The sequence below is a fragment of the Vreelandella sedimenti genome (assembly GCF_013416325.1).
In the GTDB taxonomy this organism is placed as follows: domain Bacteria; phylum Pseudomonadota; class Gammaproteobacteria; order Pseudomonadales; family Halomonadaceae; genus Vreelandella; species Vreelandella sedimenti.
Map to the genome: position 1 here is coordinate 96,479 of NZ_JACCGK010000018.1, position 18,247 is coordinate 114,725.

Annotated in this window: 19 protein-coding genes and 3 tRNA genes; 8 read left to right on the forward strand and 14 right to left on the reverse strand. The window is 55.2% G+C overall.

What is annotated here, in order from left to right; genetic code table 11:
* Positions 1 to 129 precede the first annotated feature (129 nt).
* Both HZU72_RS18965 and thpD read right to left on the reverse strand, forming a co-directional pair.
* The gene (locus HZU72_RS18965) at positions 130 to 795 is read right to left on the reverse strand and encodes a fumarylacetoacetate hydrolase family protein (protein WP_180094932.1); all 666 of its coding nucleotides are present in this window, start codon (positions 793 to 795) and stop codon (positions 130 to 132) included.
* Positions 796 to 913: 118 nt separating this feature from the next.
* Positions 914 to 1,930 carry an ectoine hydroxylase gene (gene thpD, locus HZU72_RS18970; RefSeq protein WP_180094934.1) on the reverse strand — a complete coding sequence of 339 codons (1,017 nt, stop codon included), beginning with the start codon at positions 1,928 to 1,930 and terminating at the stop codon, positions 914 to 916.
* A 359-nt stretch (positions 1,931 to 2,289) separates the two neighbouring features.
* Here thpD and HZU72_RS18975 point away from each other — a divergent pair, with 359 nt between their 5' ends.
* Positions 2,290 to 2,676: an META domain-containing protein gene (locus HZU72_RS18975; protein WP_180094936.1), complete on the forward strand. Its 387-nt coding sequence runs from the start codon at positions 2,290 to 2,292 to the stop codon at positions 2,674 to 2,676.
* A 223-nt stretch (positions 2,677 to 2,899) separates the two neighbouring features.
* Here HZU72_RS18975 and HZU72_RS18980 read toward each other — a convergent pair.
* From HZU72_RS18980 to HZU72_RS19010, 7 genes are all read right to left on the reverse strand, one after another.
* A tRNA-Thr gene (locus tag HZU72_RS18980) sits at positions 2,900 to 2,975 on the reverse strand.
* A gap of 72 nt (positions 2,976 to 3,047) precedes the next feature.
* Positions 3,048 to 3,122, reverse strand: a tRNA-Gln gene (locus HZU72_RS18985).
* Between the two features lie 6 nt (positions 3,123 to 3,128).
* A tRNA-Phe gene (locus tag HZU72_RS18990) sits at positions 3,129 to 3,204 on the reverse strand.
* A 227-nt stretch (positions 3,205 to 3,431) separates the two neighbouring features.
* Positions 3,432 to 3,707, reverse strand: a complete 276-nt coding sequence (locus HZU72_RS18995) for an oxidative damage protection protein (RefSeq protein WP_035585612.1) — start codon at positions 3,705 to 3,707, stop codon at positions 3,432 to 3,434.
* Positions 3,708 to 3,766: 59 nt separating this feature from the next.
* The gene (mutY, locus tag HZU72_RS19000) at positions 3,767 to 4,861 is read right to left on the reverse strand and encodes an A/G-specific adenine glycosylase (protein WP_180094938.1); all 1,095 of its coding nucleotides are present in this window, start codon (positions 4,859 to 4,861) and stop codon (positions 3,767 to 3,769) included.
* A 137-nt stretch (positions 4,862 to 4,998) separates the two neighbouring features.
* Positions 4,999 to 7,338, reverse strand: coding sequence for an AsmA family protein (locus HZU72_RS19005; RefSeq protein ID WP_180094940.1), 2,340 nt, complete (start codon positions 7,336 to 7,338; stop codon positions 4,999 to 5,001).
* Positions 7,338 to 7,820: a GNAT family N-acetyltransferase gene (locus HZU72_RS19010; protein WP_180094942.1), complete on the reverse strand. Its 483-nt coding sequence runs from the start codon at positions 7,818 to 7,820 to the stop codon at positions 7,338 to 7,340. The genes HZU72_RS19005 and HZU72_RS19010 overlap by 1 nt, the downstream gene beginning before the upstream one ends.
* 197 nt (positions 7,821 to 8,017) lie before the next feature.
* Here HZU72_RS19010 and hisB point away from each other — a divergent pair, with 197 nt between their 5' ends.
* Genes hisB through HZU72_RS19035 form a run of 5 tightly spaced genes read left to right on the forward strand, consistent with a single transcriptional unit; the run spans position 8,018 to position 11,356 of the window.
* On the forward strand, positions 8,018 to 8,611 hold the full coding sequence (gene hisB / locus HZU72_RS19015) for an imidazoleglycerol-phosphate dehydratase HisB (RefSeq protein ID WP_180094944.1): 594 nt from the start codon (positions 8,018 to 8,020) through the stop codon (positions 8,609 to 8,611).
* A gap of 46 nt (positions 8,612 to 8,657) precedes the next feature.
* Positions 8,658 to 9,299: an imidazole glycerol phosphate synthase subunit HisH gene (hisH, locus tag HZU72_RS19020; RefSeq protein WP_180094946.1), complete on the forward strand. Its 642-nt coding sequence runs from the start codon at positions 8,658 to 8,660 to the stop codon at positions 9,297 to 9,299.
* Between the two features lie 11 nt (positions 9,300 to 9,310).
* Positions 9,311 to 10,057 carry a 1-(5-phosphoribosyl)-5-[(5-phosphoribosylamino)methylideneamino]imidazole-4-carboxamide isomerase gene (gene hisA / locus HZU72_RS19025; protein ID WP_180094948.1) on the forward strand — a complete coding sequence of 249 codons (747 nt, stop codon included), beginning with the start codon at positions 9,311 to 9,313 and terminating at the stop codon, positions 10,055 to 10,057.
* Positions 10,054 to 10,827, forward strand: a complete 774-nt coding sequence (gene hisF, locus HZU72_RS19030) for an imidazole glycerol phosphate synthase subunit HisF (RefSeq protein WP_008957631.1) — start codon at positions 10,054 to 10,056, stop codon at positions 10,825 to 10,827. Before hisA ends, hisF begins: the two co-directional genes overlap by 4 nt.
* 28 nt (positions 10,828 to 10,855) lie before the next feature.
* Positions 10,856 to 11,356 (forward strand): hypothetical protein, encoded by a 501-nt coding sequence (locus HZU72_RS19035; RefSeq protein WP_180094950.1) that lies wholly within the window; start codon positions 10,856 to 10,858, stop codon positions 11,354 to 11,356.
* 3 nt (positions 11,357 to 11,359) lie between these two features.
* On the opposite strand, the gene HZU72_RS19040 is transcribed toward HZU72_RS19035, so the two are convergent.
* Positions 11,360 to 11,962 carry a YjaG family protein gene (locus tag HZU72_RS19040; protein ID WP_180094952.1) on the reverse strand — a complete coding sequence of 201 codons (603 nt, stop codon included), beginning with the start codon at positions 11,960 to 11,962 and terminating at the stop codon, positions 11,360 to 11,362.
* A gap of 122 nt (positions 11,963 to 12,084) precedes the next feature.
* Between HZU72_RS19040 and HZU72_RS19045 the strand changes: the two genes are divergently transcribed.
* Entirely contained in the window at positions 12,085 to 12,774 is a 690-nt protein-coding gene (locus tag HZU72_RS19045) for a type 1 glutamine amidotransferase (protein ID WP_180094954.1), read from the forward strand.
* A gap of 21 nt (positions 12,775 to 12,795) precedes the next feature.
* Here HZU72_RS19045 and mnmH read toward each other — a convergent pair whose 3' ends face one another.
* The 4 genes from mnmH to HZU72_RS19065 form a co-directional block, all read right to left on the reverse strand.
* Complete coding sequence (mnmH, locus tag HZU72_RS19050) at positions 12,796 to 13,896, reverse strand: tRNA 2-selenouridine(34) synthase MnmH (protein WP_180094956.1); 1,101 nt, start codon at positions 13,894 to 13,896, stop codon at positions 12,796 to 12,798.
* Positions 13,893 to 14,930 (reverse strand): selenide, water dikinase SelD, encoded by a 1,038-nt coding sequence (selD, locus tag HZU72_RS19055; RefSeq protein WP_180094958.1) that lies wholly within the window; start codon positions 14,928 to 14,930, stop codon positions 13,893 to 13,895. Before selD ends, mnmH begins: the two co-directional genes overlap by 4 nt.
* Before the next feature lie 56 nt (positions 14,931 to 14,986).
* The gene (radA, locus tag HZU72_RS19060; RefSeq protein WP_180094973.1) at positions 14,987 to 16,357 is read right to left on the reverse strand and encodes a DNA repair protein RadA; all 1,371 of its coding nucleotides are present in this window, start codon (positions 16,355 to 16,357) and stop codon (positions 14,987 to 14,989) included.
* 167 nt (positions 16,358 to 16,524) lie between these two features.
* Complete coding sequence (locus tag HZU72_RS19065) at positions 16,525 to 16,971, reverse strand: copper resistance protein NlpE N-terminal domain-containing protein (protein ID WP_180094960.1); 447 nt, start codon at positions 16,969 to 16,971, stop codon at positions 16,525 to 16,527.
* A 166-nt stretch (positions 16,972 to 17,137) separates the two neighbouring features.
* Between HZU72_RS19065 and hisC the strand changes: the two genes are divergently transcribed.
* Positions 17,138 to 18,196 (forward strand): histidinol-phosphate transaminase, encoded by a 1,059-nt coding sequence (gene hisC, locus HZU72_RS19070; RefSeq protein ID WP_180094962.1) that lies wholly within the window; start codon positions 17,138 to 17,140, stop codon positions 18,194 to 18,196.
* The last annotated feature ends 51 nt before the right edge of the window (positions 18,197 to 18,247 follow it).

Below are 18,247 nucleotides of genomic sequence, written 5' to 3' on the forward strand. Positions count from 1 at the left end.
AATAGCTCGTCTTGAATAGCCCACACTGAATAGCAAGTGTTGGGTTATGCCAAACAGAAACGCCACCCTGATTTTGGGGTGGCGCTTCTGCACGAACCAACACTGTCCAGCAACTCTCTGCTTTTTTCGCTACTCGACTACGCTGGTTTCAACTTCCAAACCACCGGTCAAGGTTAAGCGCAGTGATGAACCGCGAACCAGTTCTCCAACGCCTGATGGCGTGCCGGTCAAAATTACATCGCCCGGCTCTAGAGTGAAGTGACGGCTCATTTCGGCTACCAAAGTCGGTATGGCGAAGATCATATCGGAGCCTTCACCGTGCTGGCGCTCTTCACCATCAATCTCAAGCGTGAAAGCCAGCGCGTTCCAGTTGGGAACACGGCTTAGCGGCAGAAACGACGAAAGCGGGCAAGCGCCATCAAAAGCTTTGGCGATTTCCCAGGGGTGCCCCTTCTCTTTTAGCTTCGTCTGTACATCACGCAGCGTTAAATCCATCGCCAACCCGATACCGACAATCGCGCGCTCGGCCTCATCCAGGGTGGCGTGGGTTAACGTTTCACCCACTAACAGCGCAAGCTCGACTTCATAATGCACATCTCCACGTGAAAACGGCGGATCCAACGGTTTGGTTAGATCCACAACGCTGGTCGATGGCTTTATGAACAGCAGCGGCTCAGTGGGAACCGGATTATCCAGCTCTTTCGCGTGGTCGGCATAATTACGGCCGATGCAGACAACCTTGCCCAGCGGGTGGGGAAACTCCTGGCCATCGGTAAACTGTGGAACAAAACGCATGGCGGGTATTCTCCTTCTCATTATGCGTGCCGCATTCGCAACGACAGGCGCAACAGTTTACCCCACCTATACGAAGGTTCCACACCCTTCGACCATGAATTTGTTTCCCCACTGCACGTTAGCGATATTGCTGAGCCTGTTGATCAGGGCTATGAGCCAAGAAATCAGGCCGTTGCTTAGCCGCCGCATAAGGCGCCCTACAACGATTATCCTGGCGGTTAAACACAAGGAACACGTTGCTACGCGGGTCAGGCGACAGGTTGGCGTTCGAAGCATGCAGCGTATTGCAATCGAACAGTAGCAAACCGCCCGCCTTGCCTTTTGGTGCTTCAATACCGTGTTCAGCCACTAGTTCGGTAAGTGCTTCGGGGCTTGGCACGCCCACTTCCTGCGCTTTCAGTGAGCTTTTGTGGTTATCCTCAGGCGTTTCCCCCAGGCACGGTACAAACTTTTTGTGCGAACCGGGAATCAGCATTAACGGGCCGTTGAACTCATGGTTGTCGGTTAAGATCAGCGACGCGCTAACCGCGTGCATCGCAGGCATACCATCTTCCGCGTGCCACGTCTCAAAGTCGGAGTGCCAGTTAAAACCCTTACCGGCAAACCCAGGCTTATAGTTAATCCGCGACTGATGCACATAAGGGTCGTCGCCTATGATTTGACGAGCAGCGCCCGCGACACGCTCATCGCTGGCCAGTTTTCCCAGCCGCTCAGAGAGGAAGTGCACCGCAAATAGCGAGCGGATTTCCTGGCTCTCAGGCTCAGTGACACTGAAGTCTTGATTGAGATACTCATCGTTGCTCATCAACGCCTTCATTTCCTGACGCAACTCTTCAAGCTCTGCGCCTGCAATGAGGTTGGGAATAAACAGAAACCCTTTACGTTCAAACTCATCAAGCTGTGTCTGGCTTAACGGGCCGGAAAGTTGACGACCTTTGACAACCGCATCTTGGCGCGGCAACCAGGTTTTCTCAGGGGTGGTGGTTAAGCGCGACGGGTAGGCATCCTGTACCTGTTTGCGCTGAACCTGAGTACTGTGAACGTCCTGAGTAGTGTGAACGTTAGGTGTATCGGCCATTTCGCTATATTGCTTATGGGCGGTTACAGCATTTAGCGGTGTGCTTTTGACTGTCATCTAATCCACTCCTTGTATGATTAGGTTTCAGATCGAACATATTGCACGTATAAAGATTAGCGTACATATAAATAAAATGAGCACGATTCTAATGTCGTGCAGGGAGTAGCCTAGACCACTAAAACTCCCTCGCAAGGCATGATTTATGGTTTGATAACGTAGGTTACGTGAAAAAAATTGAAAAGTGGCTTTTTAGGCAATAAGTCACCTAAACAGCTCACTCCAAGCCACAATGTTTGCGACTAATGTTGCTCATCTTTTTATCTAACCAAATGGGGAATCATGCTTTGAAAAGACGGCTACCGATTTCTGGGTTTATCAGCGCTCTATTAGTAACCGCTGGGTGTTCTTCAGCAACAATGGATACCCACGAGACAGCGCATCAGCCTAATGAAGCGTTGATCAACACCTACTGGAAGCTGGTGACGATTGATGGCGCGCCGGTCGTCACCCATGAGAATTTCCGTGAAGCGCATGTGGTTCTTCATCAAGAGGCTTCTCGCTTAGCTGGCGCTACCGGCTGTAATACCCTGATGGGCAGCTACCAGGTGGAAAACGAGCGCATAGCGTTTGGGCAAATCGCCAGCACTAAAATAGCCTGCCCAACACCCCAAATGAAAAATGAGCGAGATTTTCTAGCCGCACTCAAGCAGGCGACAGCATGGAGTGTGGATGGCGCAATGCTTGTACTGTCGGGCAATAACAGTGAACCATTGGCGGTCTTCGAGGCGGTGCATCTTTATTAGTAATATGGTCAGGGAACATTATCTTTTAGGTTATAACCTTAGCTGGTTATCTGACGTATATCCTGGTAAAAGCAAGCATTCTGGATAGCGCGTTATCCACAGGCATATTTAAATAGTGGGTGTGGATAACGTCAATACTGGATAGATACTGCAGATACGAAAAAGCCGCCCTTTTGGACGGCTTAATCTAATTCTCTAACGTTTAGTTTTTAACCACTTTTAGTGGTGCCGACACCAGGAGTCGAACCCGGGACCTACTGATTACAAGTCAGTTGCTCTACCAACTGAGCTATGTCGGCGCTTCACGTTTTCTTGAGAACTTGATTGCTTCGCTGTTAGGCTCTGCAATCAACAAGAAATTTTGTTGGCAATGGCTGGGGTACCAGGATTCGAACCTGGGAATGCCGCTACCAAAAAGCGGTGCCTTACCACTTGGCGATACCCCAGCAGTGTGGTGGCCAGAGACGGAATCGAACCGCCGACACGGGGATTTTCAATCCCCTGCTCTACCAACTGAGCTATCTGGCCGCTGCCAACGGTGCGTATTAAACTAAAAACGCCGCTTTTCGTCAACACCTTTGTGAAACTTTCTTGCGATACCGATGCTTAGAGGTCTTTTTTCCTGCGCCATCTATGGCTCGGCCTTCGATACACCCACACCTAGAGCCACTGATGACAAGTCAGTGACTCGACCAAACCACCCGATACTAGAACGAGCCTCCTCTCTCTTTATGCCTATTATCAATGCTTGCTACTCATGCCTGCGTAGGCGGTACATAGCCTTCGGCTTGGTCGGTTTCCTGGTTATCCAGGAAGCGCTGCATCTGCTCCATTAGGTACGCACGGGATTCTGGGTCGAGCATGTTGAGGTGCTTTTCATTGATCAGGCGGGTTTGCAACGCCTGCCAGGCTTCCCAGGCGGGCTTGGAAACGGTGGCCTGAATCTCCTGCCCCTGCTTACCCGGCAAAGGTGGGAATGGCAGTGCTTCCAACTCTTTTTGGTACTTGCGGCAAAAAACGGTATTGCTCATAACGTGCTCCTGGTTCTGCGACTTCATTCAATGATCTCATCCAATCAGCTAGCAAACGCTTAAGCGTGCCCTGGTGTCGGATTGAGGCTAAAGGGTGTTAGCTGGCTGAGCAGCGCTTTAACGGGAGCAGCAAGGCCCAGTTCAGGCGGATGGTTAACGTCGTACCATACGCCGCTTTCACGAACACCGCCCAGCCTATCGCAGCTCACCGGCTGCGGGGTAATCTCTAAGCGAAAATGGCTGAAGGTGTGGCAAAAGCTAGACGATGTGGTTCCCCGCTTAGGGTTCACAGCATTGACTTCAAGCCAGTCGTTGAGCTCGCTGTGCTTCTCAAACTGCGGCAGACTCCATAACCCGCCCCAAAGCCCGCTGGGAGGGCGTTTCTCAAGCCATATCCGGCCTTCTGGGTCACGTAGCATCAGCATGATCGTTTGTCGTGTGGGCAGCGCCTTTTTGGGTTTGGATTCCGGGTAGCGCTTTGGTTCGCCTTGGGCGTAGGCCAAACAGGCATCGTTAAATGGGCAGCTCAGGCAGTCCGGTTTGCTGCGTTTACATAGCGTGGCGCCAAAATCCATCATCGCCTGGGTGTAATCCGCTAGGCGCTCTGCTGGGGTGTAATACTCCGCCAGCGCCCACAGTTTTCTCTCCACATTGGGCTTGCCCGGCCAGCCGGGCAGCGCATGCAAACGAGTGAGCGAGCGCTTTACATTGCCATCTAAAATAGCCGCCCGCTGCCCTGTGCTTTGCGCAATGATAGCGCCAGCGGTGGAGCGGCCAATACCGGGTAAAGTCACTAACGCGTCGATACTCTCCGTCGGCAGCTCGCCATTGTGCTCCTCCCACGCAACCTGGGCAGCTTTATGCAAGTTGCGCGCACGGGCATAGTAACCAAGGCCCGTCCAGAGATGCAGCACTTCATCCAGTGGGGCCTTGGCGAGACTCTCCAGGGTAGGAAAGCGCGCCATAAAACGCTCAAAATAGCCGATAACGGTGGCAACCTGGGTTTGCTGCAGCATGATTTCCGACACCCACACGCGGTAGGCGCTACGCGGCGACTGCCACGGCAAGTCGTGACGACCGTAGCGGTCAAACCAATCCAGTAGGCGCTGTTGGAATTCGCTTGCCGCTAGCCGCGGCGTGGGCATATCTGCCATGCACGCTCCTTAAACAGAAATGGGTATACGAAACAGCAATGGGCAGACACCAGTGCCAATAAAAAAGCGCCGGCGTTTAGGCCGGCGCAGCACTTACTGTTTCGATAAATGCGTCACTTTACATCCTGCGTCGATGCTCAGTTAAACAGACTGCGTAGGCCATCGCGAAGCTCTTGAGCAGCGCCTTCGCCAAGGCGTTCATCTAGCTCATCTAAAGAGTCGCCTAGACGCTCCTCCAGCTCTTCATTAACACGATCCCCCGTTTCGTTGCGCAGTAGGTCGACCACGGCGGTCTGGAACATCTCACGGTCGAATCGGCACCACTCGGTGCGTTCATCGCCAAGATTACCTTCACAGCGCACGGGCAGCGGCAGTTGTTCCAGGCGCGGATTAACTTCACAGGCCGCGTCGGCGGTGTCGACCAAGCGAGCATTAGCACGAGTATCAAAGTTCAAGCCGGCGAGATCCAGTTCGCCTTCTCCACTCACATCGATGCCGGGCAGGGTGATCAGCAGGTCGTCACTCTCCACTAAGCCATTGCTGATTTGGAAGGTAGCATCAAAACGCTCAAAACGAGTATCGGTGTGCCAATCCCGCAAGGTGCCCTGCCCCTCTAACTGGGCAACCAGCTCACACATCTGCTTGGAAATGTTGGTATTTAAAATGGCGCCTTCGTTTAGACGAGCATTAAGCGCGCCATTGAGGTTACCGATAAGCGCTTCACGGGTATTGCCCTGACTGGTGACATCCCCGTTTAAATTAAAGCGACCACGCAGTGGTGATGCCTCCTCTTTTTCACTGATCGCTTCAATCAACGGCGCCACCTGAACGTTGTTAATAGTCGGCGATAGCGCCCATTCAAGAATGGAATCTGTAGCATCAACCTGGCCGGTAGCGCTGAGTTCACCCTCGTAGAAGCCTGACTCAAACGCCGTTAGCCGATGAACGCCGTCGTCGCCACGCAGTTGCAAGCGTGGATTGTTGAAGGTCAGGCCTGCAAAAATAAGCGTATCGACACTCAGGTCGCCCTCTAGCGCCAGCCCACTGAGTAATGATTGAGGCACTAATGTGTTGTTTTCCTGAGCAAAGGCTTTACGCAGTAAACCGCGACTCGCCTGTTTGGCGGTGGCCTCACCGGGTAGATAGCGATCAAGGTCTAGTTGGTCACCGGCTAAATCGAACGCCAGGCGTGAGCCATTCAGCGCCGCCGTCAGCTCGCCGGTAAACGTGCTGTCGTCGACCACCAACGAGAGGCTAGGCAAAGAGAGTTGCTCGGCATCACCTTCGATAGGACTGGTCATGGCTACATCGCTGAGCGCAGCCTCGCCCGCAGTGGTTAGGGTAACGCCAGCACGGGCAAGCCAGGGGCGTAGCGTAAAGGGGGCAGCGGTTAGCTGACCACGATAACGGGGGGCATCGCGCAATTGCTCAATATTAAGGTGGCCACTCACCTTTAGGCCATCCGGCCCGGTAAGTTGCAAGTCTTTCAACTGCGCCGTTTGTGCCTGCCAGTCGCTCTCCAGGCCAAAGGCGAGCGCCAACGCCAAGCTGCCCTGCCAGTTATCCGCATTGCGCAGCCCCGTTTCAAGTAGTCCCTCTTTAATGGTCAGCTGCTGCTCGCCCATTCGGGCAACCAGTTCGGCGGCCTTCAAGCTCAGTTGCTGTGGCTCGCTCTCTGTACCCTTGGTGGTTCGAGTGGTCAGTGCCATATTTTCCAGGGCGAAAAGCTTATCTGCCAACCCAAGCCGCACGCGTGTTTCCAGATTGATATCGCTGGTCAAATCAGGGGCACGCTCCAATACCTCGGCATCGAGACGGTTATGCTTGGTCAGTGTGAACATAGCCTTCAGCGGAAAGGCACGCAGCGGGTTAACGTTGCTACCCGAGATATTCAGTTGCTGCATACGCCACAGTGCTTGGGTTTGCGCATCGCGGAAGCGAATGTCGGCGTTTTTTACTTCAACGCTGGCAATACTCAACACCACGGCCAAGCTACCGGCGTCCGCATTGGGGCCAGCACTGGCGGGCGCCAGCACCGTTTCAGCCGCGCTTTCATTGTGCTCAGAAAGGCGCTCTAACAAGGGCTCCCAGTTACCCTCACCCTGATCATCGCGCTCTAAGTTAAGGCGCATACCGTCCAACGTTAGGCCGTCAACGGCAATTTCCCCGCGCAGTAGCGGGCCGAATGCCACGCTCACCTCTGCGCGGTCAATGGCAGCAAAGGCGGCACTCTCTTCAGTCTGCTCGGGCAACCAGGCGCGGGCTTTCTCTACACTGACGCCGATACGCGGGTAGAATGACCAGGTAATCGGGCCTTCCAACGCCAAGTTGAGTCCCGTTTGTTCCTCCACGACAGCAGTTAAACGGGGCTTGAAGTCTTCTGGGTCCAGAAAGGTGGTCACATAGACCACGGCGGCGACCGCAACGATGGCGAGAATGCCGACCGCTGCCAGCAAGATACGTAATAGCTGTTTCATTACCCTTTCCCTTGTGGGTCTAACTCAACAAAATCGCTGGTAGCGGGCATACCCGCTACCGGTGTTTCTGGATTGGCCATTGGCCGGTAACCTAGCTTGGAGAGCAGCACACGGTCAGCCAGTGGTAAAGTGGACGTTTCAATGCGCAGGACACGGCCTTCCTGCTTGGCTTGCTCGCCAATCAGCGCCATCAAGCGCGAACCGACGCCACGGCGGCGGGTGGTTTTGCGCACGCAGAGCTCAGATAGCCACCACGCCCGATCTTCGCCCTCCTGAACGGCGACCGCCCCCAGCAGTCGATCGTTGAAGAGTGCGCAGGCAAAAAAGTGCTGGCCTGCAAAATGTTGCTCAATAAATGGCTCAACCGTTGGGGTGGGCATACGCTCTTGGGGCGCATCCTGATAGATGCGCATAAGATCAAGGCGCACCTGCTCATCGGCTTCCCAACGGGCCTGGTCGACATGGTGCAGTGTCACCGGCATGGTGAAATCCTCTTCGCCAAAGCAGCCTAGCTGCTATTTCTGCCGCAATTGATTGCGGCTACATTTCGCGCATTGTAGCGGATGAGGGCGCCGATTCACTATAATGGTCGCTTCGCCACAGGCCGATCAAATCAGTGGTAAGTTGATGATCGCCACCAGCCATCCCTCAGAGTGCGCTTCAGCGCAGGAGATGCAACATGTCAGCGCGTATTGCCACGGTCAGCCGTGACACCAACGAAACGCAGATCAAGGTCAGCGTCAATCTCGACGGCGAAGGCCGTCTTAGCTGCCAAACCGGCGTTCCGTTCCTGGATCATATGCTTGATCAAGTTGCTCGCCACGGGATGATCGATCTCGACATCAATGCCACTGGCGACCTGCATATTGACGACCACCATACCGTAGAAGACCTGGGTATTACGCTAGGCCAAGCTTTTTTTGAAGCAATTGGCGATAAACGCGGCATTTACCGTTATGGTCACGCCTATGTTCCTCTTGATGAAGCACTCTCTCGGGTAGTGATCGACTTTTCCGGTCGGCCAGGTCTGTTTATGAATGTTGAATTCACCCGCGACACCATCGGTAGCCTGGACACTCAGTTGTTCTGGGAGTTTTTCCAAGGCTTTGTCAGTCACGCCCGCGTGACGCTACATATCGACAACATCAAAGGCTTTAATGCTCACCATCAGGCGGAAACGATCTTCAAGGCCTTTGGCAGAGCACTCCGTATGGCCGTGATGGAAGATCCGCGTATGGCAGGCCAAATGCCTTCCACCAAGGGGAGCTTGTAATGCTGCGTGCTAGCCACATTTTGTCTACCTCCACAAGGAGCGCTTCATGACCATTGCTGTGATCGACTATGGAATGGGCAATCTTCATTCTGTAGCCAAAGCGTTGGAGCATGTGACCCATGAGAATGTCGTCATTACCCGCGACCCGCGCCGTATCCTCGGCGCAACGCGTTTAGTGCTACCGGGCCAAGGGGCCATTCGTGACTGCGTTGGCGAACTTGAGCGCACCGAATTACGCGGGTTGGTGGAGGATATCTTAACCCGCCAGGCTAAACCGCTGCTGGGTATCTGCGTGGGCCAGCAGATGCTACTGGAGCGCAGCGAAGAGAATGGCGGCGTAGAGTGCCTGGGGTTCTTTAAAGGCAGTGTAGATCGTTTTCCTGGCGACATGCGCGACGCCCACGAGCAGCGCTTGAAAGTACCGCACATGGGCTGGAATGTTGTCGAGCAGCATCACGACCACCCACTCTGGGCCGGTATTGATAATCGCGAACACTTCTACTTCGTACACAGCTATTACGTGAACGCGGATGACGATGCCCAGGTGTTTGGTACGACCCAATACGGCAAGGTAAGCGCCCACGTGGCCATTGGCCGTGACGCGACCTTCGCGGTGCAGTTTCACCCCGAAAAAAGCTCCCGCGCGGGCCTTCGCCTGCTTGAAAACTTTGTCACCTGGACGCCCTGAGAGGATTTTGTATGTTGGTAATTCCCGCTATTGATCTCAAAGACGGCCAGTGCGTCCGGTTGAAGCAGGGTCGCATGGAAGACGCGACCTCCTACGGTGATGACCCGGTAGCCATGGCGGCGCGCTGGGTAGAGGCTGGCGCCCGCCGCCTTCATTTAGTCGATTTGAACGGCGCCTTTGAAGGCAAACCGGTGAACGGTGACGCCGTGACGGCCATCGCCCGTGCCTACCCGAATCTGCCGATTCAAATTGGTGGCGGCATTCGCAGTGCGGAAACCATCGAGCACTATTTAAGTGCCGGTGTCTCCTACGTGATCATCGGTACCAAGGCAGTAAAAGAGCCCGACTTCGTTGGCGAAATGTGTCGCGCCTTTCCAGGCCATGTGATCGTTGGTCTTGATGCCAAAGATGGCTATGTCGCCACCGATGGTTGGGCAGAGGTCTCCACGGTAAAAGCCACCGAGCTGGCCAAGCGTTTCGCCAACGATGGTGTCTCTAGCATCGTCTACACCGACATTGCTCGCGACGGCATGATGCAAGGCGTTAACGTAGAGGCCACCGCAGCACTTGCCCGCGAAGGCGGCTTGCCGGTGATTGCTTCAGGTGGTGTGACCAACCTGGACGACATCAAAGCACTCTGCGCAGTTGCCGATAGCGGCATTTTGGGCGCGATTACTGGCCGGGCAATTTACGAAGGCAGCCTGGATGTCGCCGAAGCACAGCGATTAAGCGACCAACTGACGGGAGGCGGTTCATGAGCCTTACCAAACGCATTATCCCCTGCCTGGATGTAGACGCCGGGCGCGTGGTCAAAGGCGTTAATTTTGTCGGCATTCGCGATGCCGGTGATCCGGTAGAGATTGCCCAGCGCTATAACCAGCAGGGCGCCGACGAGATTACCTTTCTCGATATTACCGCTAGCCACGAAGACCGCGATACGACGGTGGAGATGGTTGAACGCATTGCGGGCGAAGTGTTTATTCCGCTGACCGTCGGCGGCGGCATTCGCAGCTGTGACGATATTCGCACCATGTTGAACGCCGGGGCTGATAAAGTCTCGATCAACACTGCAGCGGTCACTAACCCTGAGTTTGTGCGCGAAGCCGCCGAGCGTTTTGGTAGCCAGTGCATCGTGGTGGCGATAGATGCCAAGCGCGTCTCGAAAGAGGGCGAAACGCCCCGCTGGGAGATTTTCACCCACGGTGGCCGCCGCCCAACGGGCCTCGACGCCGTTGAGTGGGCGAAGAAGATGGTGGAGTTCGGGGCGGGCGAACTACTGCTCACCAGCATGGATCGCGACGGCACCAAGATTGGCTTTGACCTGGGCGTGACCCACGCGATTTCCGAAGCGGTAAGCGTTCCGGTGATAGCCTCAGGCGGTGTGGGCAACCTGGATCACCTGGTGGATGGCGTACTCAAAGGTGGTGCCGATGCAGTGCTGGCCGCCAGTATTTTCCATTTTGGCGAATACACCATCCCTGAAGCTAAGCGCTATATGGCCGAACGCGGTATCGAAATGCGACTTTAAAATGCCCTTTATCGACCAGGAACTTCGCATGTTTCGTTCACCCCCATGGAGGGGATGGCTAGCAGGCCTGCTATTCAGCATGTCTGCTACAGCGTTCTCTGATTGGCCTCCGTCGTTGGAGTGGGATCATACCCTGGTGCAAACCAGCCTTTATACCCGCCACTTCAGCCCCGACCCGGAACACACTAACCAGCAAGACCTGGTTAGCATTGAACTGCATAATCCGAATCACTGGTTAGCGGGCGGGGCCTGGTTCAAAAACTCCTTTGATCAACCCTCTTGGTACTTCTATGCGGGGCGGGAATTCCCTCTTTGGCAAACCGATCAGGGGATAAACGTGCGCGCCAAACTAACCGGTGGCCTCTTGCACGGCTACCAGGGTGAGTATCGCGACAAAATTCCGCTCAATCACTTGGAAACCGCCCCGGCAGCTCTGCCTAGCATCGGCATACAATGGGGTCAGGTTGAATCAGACCTGATCATTTTCGGCGCTGCAGGCATGATGATAACCGCAGGAGTGCGCTTTTAGTCGCTACTCCTCAGCGTCGTCTAGCGATAAACCCAGATTGCTGATGCCACCATTGCGACCTAATTCACGCACTCCTTTCAGCAACACCTTATCCAGCGGTTCGCTGACGGCTTCCAATACGGCATCCTGAAAATCGTTTTCGTCGTCCATCAACGGATGATCGCGAATAATCAGTGCTAGCTTCTGCGCGTCAACTTCGCCTTCAGTGAGCTCTATAAAGGCGCGTACGCCTGCTCGGGATGTGCGACTAACATCCAGCACGGCCTCTGGGGAGTCGCCTTGCAGGGTGTCTAGCAGCGCTGAGACCGACACCACTGCATCCAGGGCGCGCCGGGCACCAAAGCTGTCATCCTCTTCGGGTGGCTCACACTCAGCTAACTTTTCCGCTTGGCGGGTAAAGTCGATACTGGCATTAGGTACATTAAGCCGCTCCCAGACCAAACTCAGCACGGTACCTAGCGTATGGCTATCACCCTGGCCGGTGGTTTGCTGATAAAGCATATAGTTAGGCAGCAAACGCTCACACAACGCCGCCATAAAGGCTTGCTGGGCAGGTAGTGGGAGCTCTTGTAACCGTTGGTAAAAGCCCTGGGGTTTCGACACCATACTGATTTCCTGGATCGCTTGACGTGGGATATTGGTGAAAGTTAGCGGGTACGTTATCGTTTCTCTGCGCTTGGGGCGATCCCCAACGCTTTGATGATTGTACGGCCGGCGAGGAGATTACCATGCATATTCATCTGCTACAGCACGGCCCTGACCATGGCCCCGCCCGTTTAACCGATTGGCTAACCAGTATGGGCCACAGTTACACCGTTTTTCATCTCTACGCAGGCGAGCTAACGCCCCGCCCAAACGAGTCTGATGCACTGATTATACTTGATGGCCCAGAAGAGCTACTCAGCCATTCACCGGCGTGGTTTAAAGCCGAAGATAAGCTCATCAACCGCTATTTGGATGGCCAAAAACCGCTGCTGGGTATTGGCGTAGGCGCCCATTGGATAGCCCAGGCGCTGGGCTCGGTGGTAGCGCCTGGTACCTATACTGAAACAGGCTGGCATACAGTCACCCTAGCGCCGGAAAGCTCGCTGGATTTACCCGAAACATTCACCGCTTTTATGTGGCATCGCTATGTTTTCAGTTTACCCGACGATGCACTGCCCCTCGGCGGTAGCGAAGCTGCACCGTTGCAAGGGTTTGCATGGGACAGAGGTCGTGTCATCGGCCTGCTGTGCCACCTGGAAGCCACCGCGGCTAGCGTAAAACAGCTGCTGGGCACAGCCGAGTGGCCTGGTGCGTCACCTTCCACTACCCGCTATGTTCAGGATGCGGCCCAAATATTAGAAGACCCCAACCGCTTTATTCACCTCGCGCCACAGCTCGACCGACTGATGACCCAGTGGCTTAAAACAGCGTAACAGTAGCAAGCTATAAGGCCGTCAGCGGTTCCACTGCCTAGCGGCCGCTAGGCAGCTATTCCAATCGCCCACATGAATCTCTGGCGGCGCAGCGGCGCGCTGCTTCTCTAAATGGTAGCGGTAGAGCGGGTCGTAGTACTCGGTGAGTAGCGGCGCGAGCCAGGCTTCATGGGCTTGGGGGTTGCCATGAGCATGCTCTTTGAATGCTAGCGCCTGCAGCCGCTGTAAGCGCTGAAGGCGCGCGTTACCCAAGCGTTTTCCTAGCCGGATAAGCGCATTACTTAACTGCGCCTGTATTAATTGCCAGCCTTGGTAGGCCCCATGACGAGCGGCATAGGCCTGCTCCAGGTCGATAATATAGTCCTGCTGAATCTGAGCAAGGCGCCAATCCAGCGGCATTTCGATACGCACCCGTGGCGCTTGCTGCTGCGCCCGCCAGAAGTTCAAGGGAATATTGGCGTTACCAATCTGACGGGACTCATCTTCGATGACCAGCCCTTCCGTCAGCCCGATTAGCCGCTTGGCCAGCGCATGCTCAAAGTTGATTTGAGTAGCAGGCTCTTCAGGCCTACGTCCAAAAGCAGAGCCTTTGTGGTGCGCATAAGCTTCCAGGTCGACGCCGTTATCAAGCTGATTAATCAGCGCTGTTTTTGCACACCCGGTGAGCCCTGCAACAACCAGCATTGGCTGAAACGCGGCCGTATCAATGCGCTCACAGAGCGCTTGGCGCATAGCTTTCCAGCCCCCCTCCAGCCGCGGCCTTGAGATACCGGCCTCTTCCAGCCACTGCTGAGCAATTTGCGAGCGCAGTCCACCGCGAAAGCAGTAAATCAATGCATCTGGGTATTCGGCTAAGTACTTCTGCCACGCTGCGACCCGAGCCTGCTTGACCTCACCGCTGACTAAACGCTCACCTAGCGCAATCGCCGCGGCTTGACCATGCTTCTTATAAGCAATGCCCACCTGATGACGCTCATCGTCGACCATTAAAGGCAGATTGACGGCACCTGGCAGCGCGCCCTGGGCAAACTCCACCGGGGCGCGCACATCTATTAGCGGTCGCTCTTCTCTGATTAAACTCAATGCCGCCGGTGTGGTGGCTGGGATTGTGGCCAGTGTCACCCGACCACCTCGATGGAGACTTTTCCCTGGCGCGCCTTCATGACGCCGAATGACTGTAACGACAGACCGAATTCGCGGCCAATGCGCTCAACGTCATCCTCCCAGGCGGGGTCAACGCTGAGCAGCAGGCCGCCGGAAGTCTGGGGATCACATAACCACTGCCAGTGGGCTTCATCCATGGCCGGCAGGCTTTCCCCCAGCGCATCACGATTGCGCAGCGTACCGCCGGGCACAGCGCCTTGGCGGCGGTAGGACTCTGCCTCGGCCAGACGAGGCAACTTACGGAAATCAATCTGGGCCATGACATTACTGGCCTGGCACATTTCAGCAAGGTGGCCCGCCAATCCGAAGCCAGTGACATCAGTCATGGCGTTCACCCCTTTTACATCAGCAAGCTTCACACCAATGCTATTGGGCTTAAGCATCGTTTCACGGGCAAGCCCATGGTGGCCCATTTTCAGCAAACCGCGTTTTTCTGCCGTGGTTAGCATGCCCACGCCTAACGGCTTGGTTAAAAACAGTAGATCACCCGGCTTGGCGGTGCTGTTTAGCTTGAGTTTGTCCAGGTCGACTAAGCCATTTACCGCGAGTCCGAAAATCGGCTCGGGCGCATCAATGGAGTGACCGCCCGCCAGGGCAACGCCTAATTCGCGACATACGGCCTGGGCGCCGGCCATTACATCCCCCGCCACTTCAGCGCTTAGCTTATCCAGTGGCCAACCGAGAATACCTAACGCCATCACCGGCGTGCCGCCCATGGCGTAAACATCGCTGATGGCATTGGTCGCCGCAATACGGCCAAAATCGAAGGGATCATCGACAATGGGCATAAAGAAGTCCGTGGTGGCAATCATGCCCCGCCCATCGCCCAGATCGTAGACGGCCGCGTCTTCGCGTCCTTGATTGCCGACGATAAGCCGCTTATGGCCCGCCGCTGGCCCTGCCTTGGCAAGAATGCCATCCAGTACGTCCGGGGCAATCTTGCAGCCACAGCCCGCGCCGTGGCTATATTGGGTCAAGCGAATCGAACTCATCGTGTCTCTCCTTGGCACTTGGGGAATATCATCAGTTTAGCCCAGTATCGTCCAGGCTACAGGGCGTCCAGTGCATCGCTGAGTTTATCAACAGCGATCACTTCCATACCCTTAGGCGCCTGCTTGGGTGCATTAGCGCGTGGCACAATGGCGCGGAGAAATCCGTGCTTGGCCGCCTCGGCAATGCGCTCTTGGCCACTGGGCACCGGGCGTATCTCGCCCGATAGTCCAACTTCACCAAACACCACTAGCTCTTTGGGTAGCGCGCGATTTTGCAGGCTAGAGACCACGGCTAGCAGCACCGCCAGATCGGCACTGGTTTCGAGCACTTTGACACCGCCGACGACATTCAAGAACACATCCTGGTCACCGGTAAACAACCCACCGTGGCGGTTAAGTACTGCCAGCAGCATAGCCAAGCGGTTTTGATCAACGCCGACAGCGACACGGCGAGGGTTGCCCAGCGCGGACTCATCCACCAGCGCCTGTACCTCTACCAGAATCGGCCGTGTGCCTTCCCAGACCACCATGACTAAACTCCCTGGCGCCTGCTCCTCCTGGCGAGAAAGAAAGATTGCGCTGGGGTTTTTAACCTCTTTAAGGCCCTGCTCAAGCATGGCGAAAACACCTAGCTCGTTGACGGCGCCAAAGCGGTTCTTCTGCCCCCTCAGAGTGCGAAAGCGTGAGTCGGCGCCACCCTCTAATAGCAGCGAGGCATCAATCATATGCTCAAGCACTTTGGGGCCTGCCAGAGTGCCGTCCTTGGTGACGTGCCCCACTAATAGCAGAACGGTGTTAGTCTTCTTAGCAAAGCGCGTTAGCGCCGCGGCTGACTCGCGCACCTGGGCAACGCCGCCGGGAGCAGAGCTGATATCTTCCAGATGCATGGTCTGGATGGAGTCAATCACCAGAATCTCGGGCTTCTCCCGTTCAGACACCGCCAATATGGTTTCCACGCTGGTCTCGGCCAACATTTTCAAGCCATTGGTAGGCAACTGTAGGCGGTGCGCACGCATCGCTACCTGGGAGAGTGACTCCTCACCGGTCACATAGAGGATACGCCGCTGCTGGGCTAACTTGCAGGCTGTTTGCAGCAGCAGAGTCGATTTGCCCGCCCCAGGATTACCACCCAACAGAACCGCTGACCCAGGCACCAACCCACCGCCTAGCACGCGATCAAACTCCGCGAAGGTGGAACTCATACGTGGTACTTCGCTAAGATCCACATTGCCCAGGTCGATCACTTCACGGGACAGATCACCCGCGTAGCCAGATCGACCGGGGGCTGTGCCACCACCAGGGCGAGTGCTCGCCAAGTGCACTTCACTGAGCGTGTTCCACTCTTGGCAACTGCTACATTGTCCCTGCCATTTACGGTATTCGGCGCCGCACTCGGTACACACAAAGGCGCTTTTGGCTTTGGCCACTGCCATTACACTCCTACTGTTGCTGTCACTAAGTGGCAACGTTCGCTGAGCTGCCGTTAGCATTCAATGTCATTAAGCACTTTTGACCGCTGCGTACTCTTTATCCATTAGTGCCAGCAAACACAAAAGGCGGCCAATGGCCGCCTTTTGTACTACTGGCTAACGCCTTATTGACGCTTTAGCTGCAGCATTTCACCATTTTCAAAGCGGCGACGCTCTGGGTCAATCAGCTCCAACGTGCTCTCATCAATACGCATGAAGTAGTAGATTTGACCATCGCCATCTGGCGTCAGCTCGTAAACAGTGGCATCTGGGTCAGAGGGTGTACCGGTCAGCACTTCCCAATTCCCCGCGTAGTTCTCATCCGGGGGAGTTTGGGGATGGTTACGGTAGCTGGCGTTCAATGTGAAGGTGCGCTCCTCGGCGGCACTCATATCTTCACCCACCATTGTGACATCCAGATCGATACCATCGCAGTTACGGCAAGGTAGCGAGCCCTGGTAATTTTGCTGGGCGGTAGCCGCTTCTTCTTGCTGCTGCTCCATGGGGCCGCTCGCACAGCCAGCCAGTAGTGCCAACATAGCCGAACCGGCCAGCAAACTCTTAAGTTGCATAGAGTGTCTCCTTAATCTCGTGTTGGACATCACATTTATTTACGCGCACTTATGACAGCATAACCGCTACAAGGTGCGACGCACACCCCTAGTGATGTGAATGCTTGCGCTAAGTTAGCCTTCAAGCGACCATGGTGTACCTTGCTAGGATAATCAGGTTACCCACATGAGCCAATACTGGAGTCCGGCCGTTCGCGAACTTACGCCTTACGTGCCCGGCGAGCAGCCACGCGAGCAGCTTGTTAAGCTCAATACCAATGAAAACCCTTACCCACCTGCGCCAGGTGTCGGTGAGGCACTGCGTGACTACGCGACCGATCATTTACGCCTCTATCCTGACCCCACCTCTAAAGCGCTGCGTGAAGCGTTGGCGGAGACGTTTAAGGTAGCGAGTGGCCAAGTGTTTGTCGGCAACGGTTCAGATGAGGTGTTGGCGCTTGCCTTTCAGGCATTTTTCCGCCATGGCGCACCACTTGACGTACCCGCCATCACCTATAGCTTCTATCCCGTTTACGCCAACCTGTATGGCGTTGAGCTGCGAAAGCATCCGCTCAATGAGCAGTGGGAAATCGATATTGATGCGCTTGGAGCGGATACTAACCGCAGCGGCGTTATTTTCGCTAACCCCAATGCTCCTACCGGCCACGCGCATTCGCTTGCGGCTATCGAGGCGCTGCTAGAGCGCGTCACTGATCGAGTAGTGCTGGTGGACGAGGCGTATGTCGATTTCGGCGCAGAGAGTGCTGTTTCGCTGATTGATCGCTACCCTAACCTACTCGTCACCGGCACGTTTTCTAAATCACGCAGTTTGGCAGGCTTGCGGCTAGGCTATGCGGTGGGCTCAGAGGAGTTGATCGATGGCCTGCTGCGGGTAAAAGACTCCTTTAACTCTTATCCGGTAGATAGTTTGGCAAGCTTAGTAGGCATCGCCGCACTCAAAGATGTCGAGCATTTTGAAGCCTGCCGCGAGCGTGTTATTACCACCCGTGAACGCACTCACCAGCGCCTTGAAGCGTTGGGATTTGAAGTACTGCCCTCTAAGGCTAACTTTGTGCTCGCCCAGCACCCTGGCTACGAAGGTGCACAGCTATTTTCTGGCCTACGCGAGCGGGGCATTCTGGTGCGCCATTTTAACACCTCAGACCTCAACAACTTCCTACGCATCACCATCGGCACCGATGATGAGATGGATAGTTTGATTGAAGCATTAGAGACGCTTCTCTAGTAAAGGGTGAGGTGTGAGGGGTGAGGTGTGAGGTGTGAGGTGTGAGGTGTG

Coding starts and splice junctions, on each gene's coding strand:
- HZU72_RS18965 (WP_180094932.1), bottom strand. CDS start 795: ATGCGTTTTGTTCCACAGTTTACCGATGGCCAGGAGTTTCCCCACCCG.
- thpD (WP_180094934.1), bottom strand. CDS start 1,930: ATGACAGTCAAAAGCACACCGCTAAATGCTGTAACCGCCCATAAGCAA.
- HZU72_RS18975 (WP_180094936.1), top strand. CDS start 2,290: ATGGATACCCACGAGACAGCGCATCAGCCTAATGAAGCGTTGATCAAC.
- HZU72_RS18995 (WP_035585612.1), bottom strand. CDS start 3,707: ATGAGCAATACCGTTTTTTGCCGCAAGTACCAAAAAGAGTTGGAAGCA.
- mutY (WP_180094938.1), bottom strand. CDS start 4,861: ATGGCAGATATGCCCACGCCGCGGCTAGCGGCAAGCGAATTCCAACAG.
- HZU72_RS19005 (WP_180094940.1), bottom strand. CDS start 7,338: ATGAAACAGCTATTACGTATCTTGCTGGCAGCGGTCGGCATTCTCGCC.
- HZU72_RS19010 (WP_180094942.1), bottom strand. CDS start 7,820: ATGCCGGTGACACTGCACCATGTCGACCAGGCCCGTTGGGAAGCCGAT.
- hisB (WP_180094944.1), top strand. CDS start 8,018: ATGTCAGCGCGTATTGCCACGGTCAGCCGTGACACCAACGAAACGCAG.
- hisH (WP_180094946.1), top strand. CDS start 8,658: ATGACCATTGCTGTGATCGACTATGGAATGGGCAATCTTCATTCTGTA.
- hisA (WP_180094948.1), top strand. CDS start 9,311: ATGTTGGTAATTCCCGCTATTGATCTCAAAGACGGCCAGTGCGTCCGG.
- hisF (WP_008957631.1), top strand. CDS start 10,054: ATGAGCCTTACCAAACGCATTATCCCCTGCCTGGATGTAGACGCCGGG.
- HZU72_RS19035 (WP_180094950.1), top strand. CDS start 10,856: ATGTTTCGTTCACCCCCATGGAGGGGATGGCTAGCAGGCCTGCTATTC.
- HZU72_RS19040 (WP_180094952.1), bottom strand. CDS start 11,962: ATGGTGTCGAAACCCCAGGGCTTTTACCAACGGTTACAAGAGCTCCCA.
- HZU72_RS19045 (WP_180094954.1), top strand. CDS start 12,085: ATGCATATTCATCTGCTACAGCACGGCCCTGACCATGGCCCCGCCCGT.
- selD (WP_180094958.1), bottom strand. CDS start 14,930: ATGAGTTCGATTCGCTTGACCCAATATAGCCACGGCGCGGGCTGTGGC.
- HZU72_RS19065 (WP_180094960.1), bottom strand. CDS start 16,971: ATGCAACTTAAGAGTTTGCTGGCCGGTTCGGCTATGTTGGCACTACTG.
- hisC (WP_180094962.1), top strand. CDS start 17,138: ATGAGCCAATACTGGAGTCCGGCCGTTCGCGAACTTACGCCTTACGTG.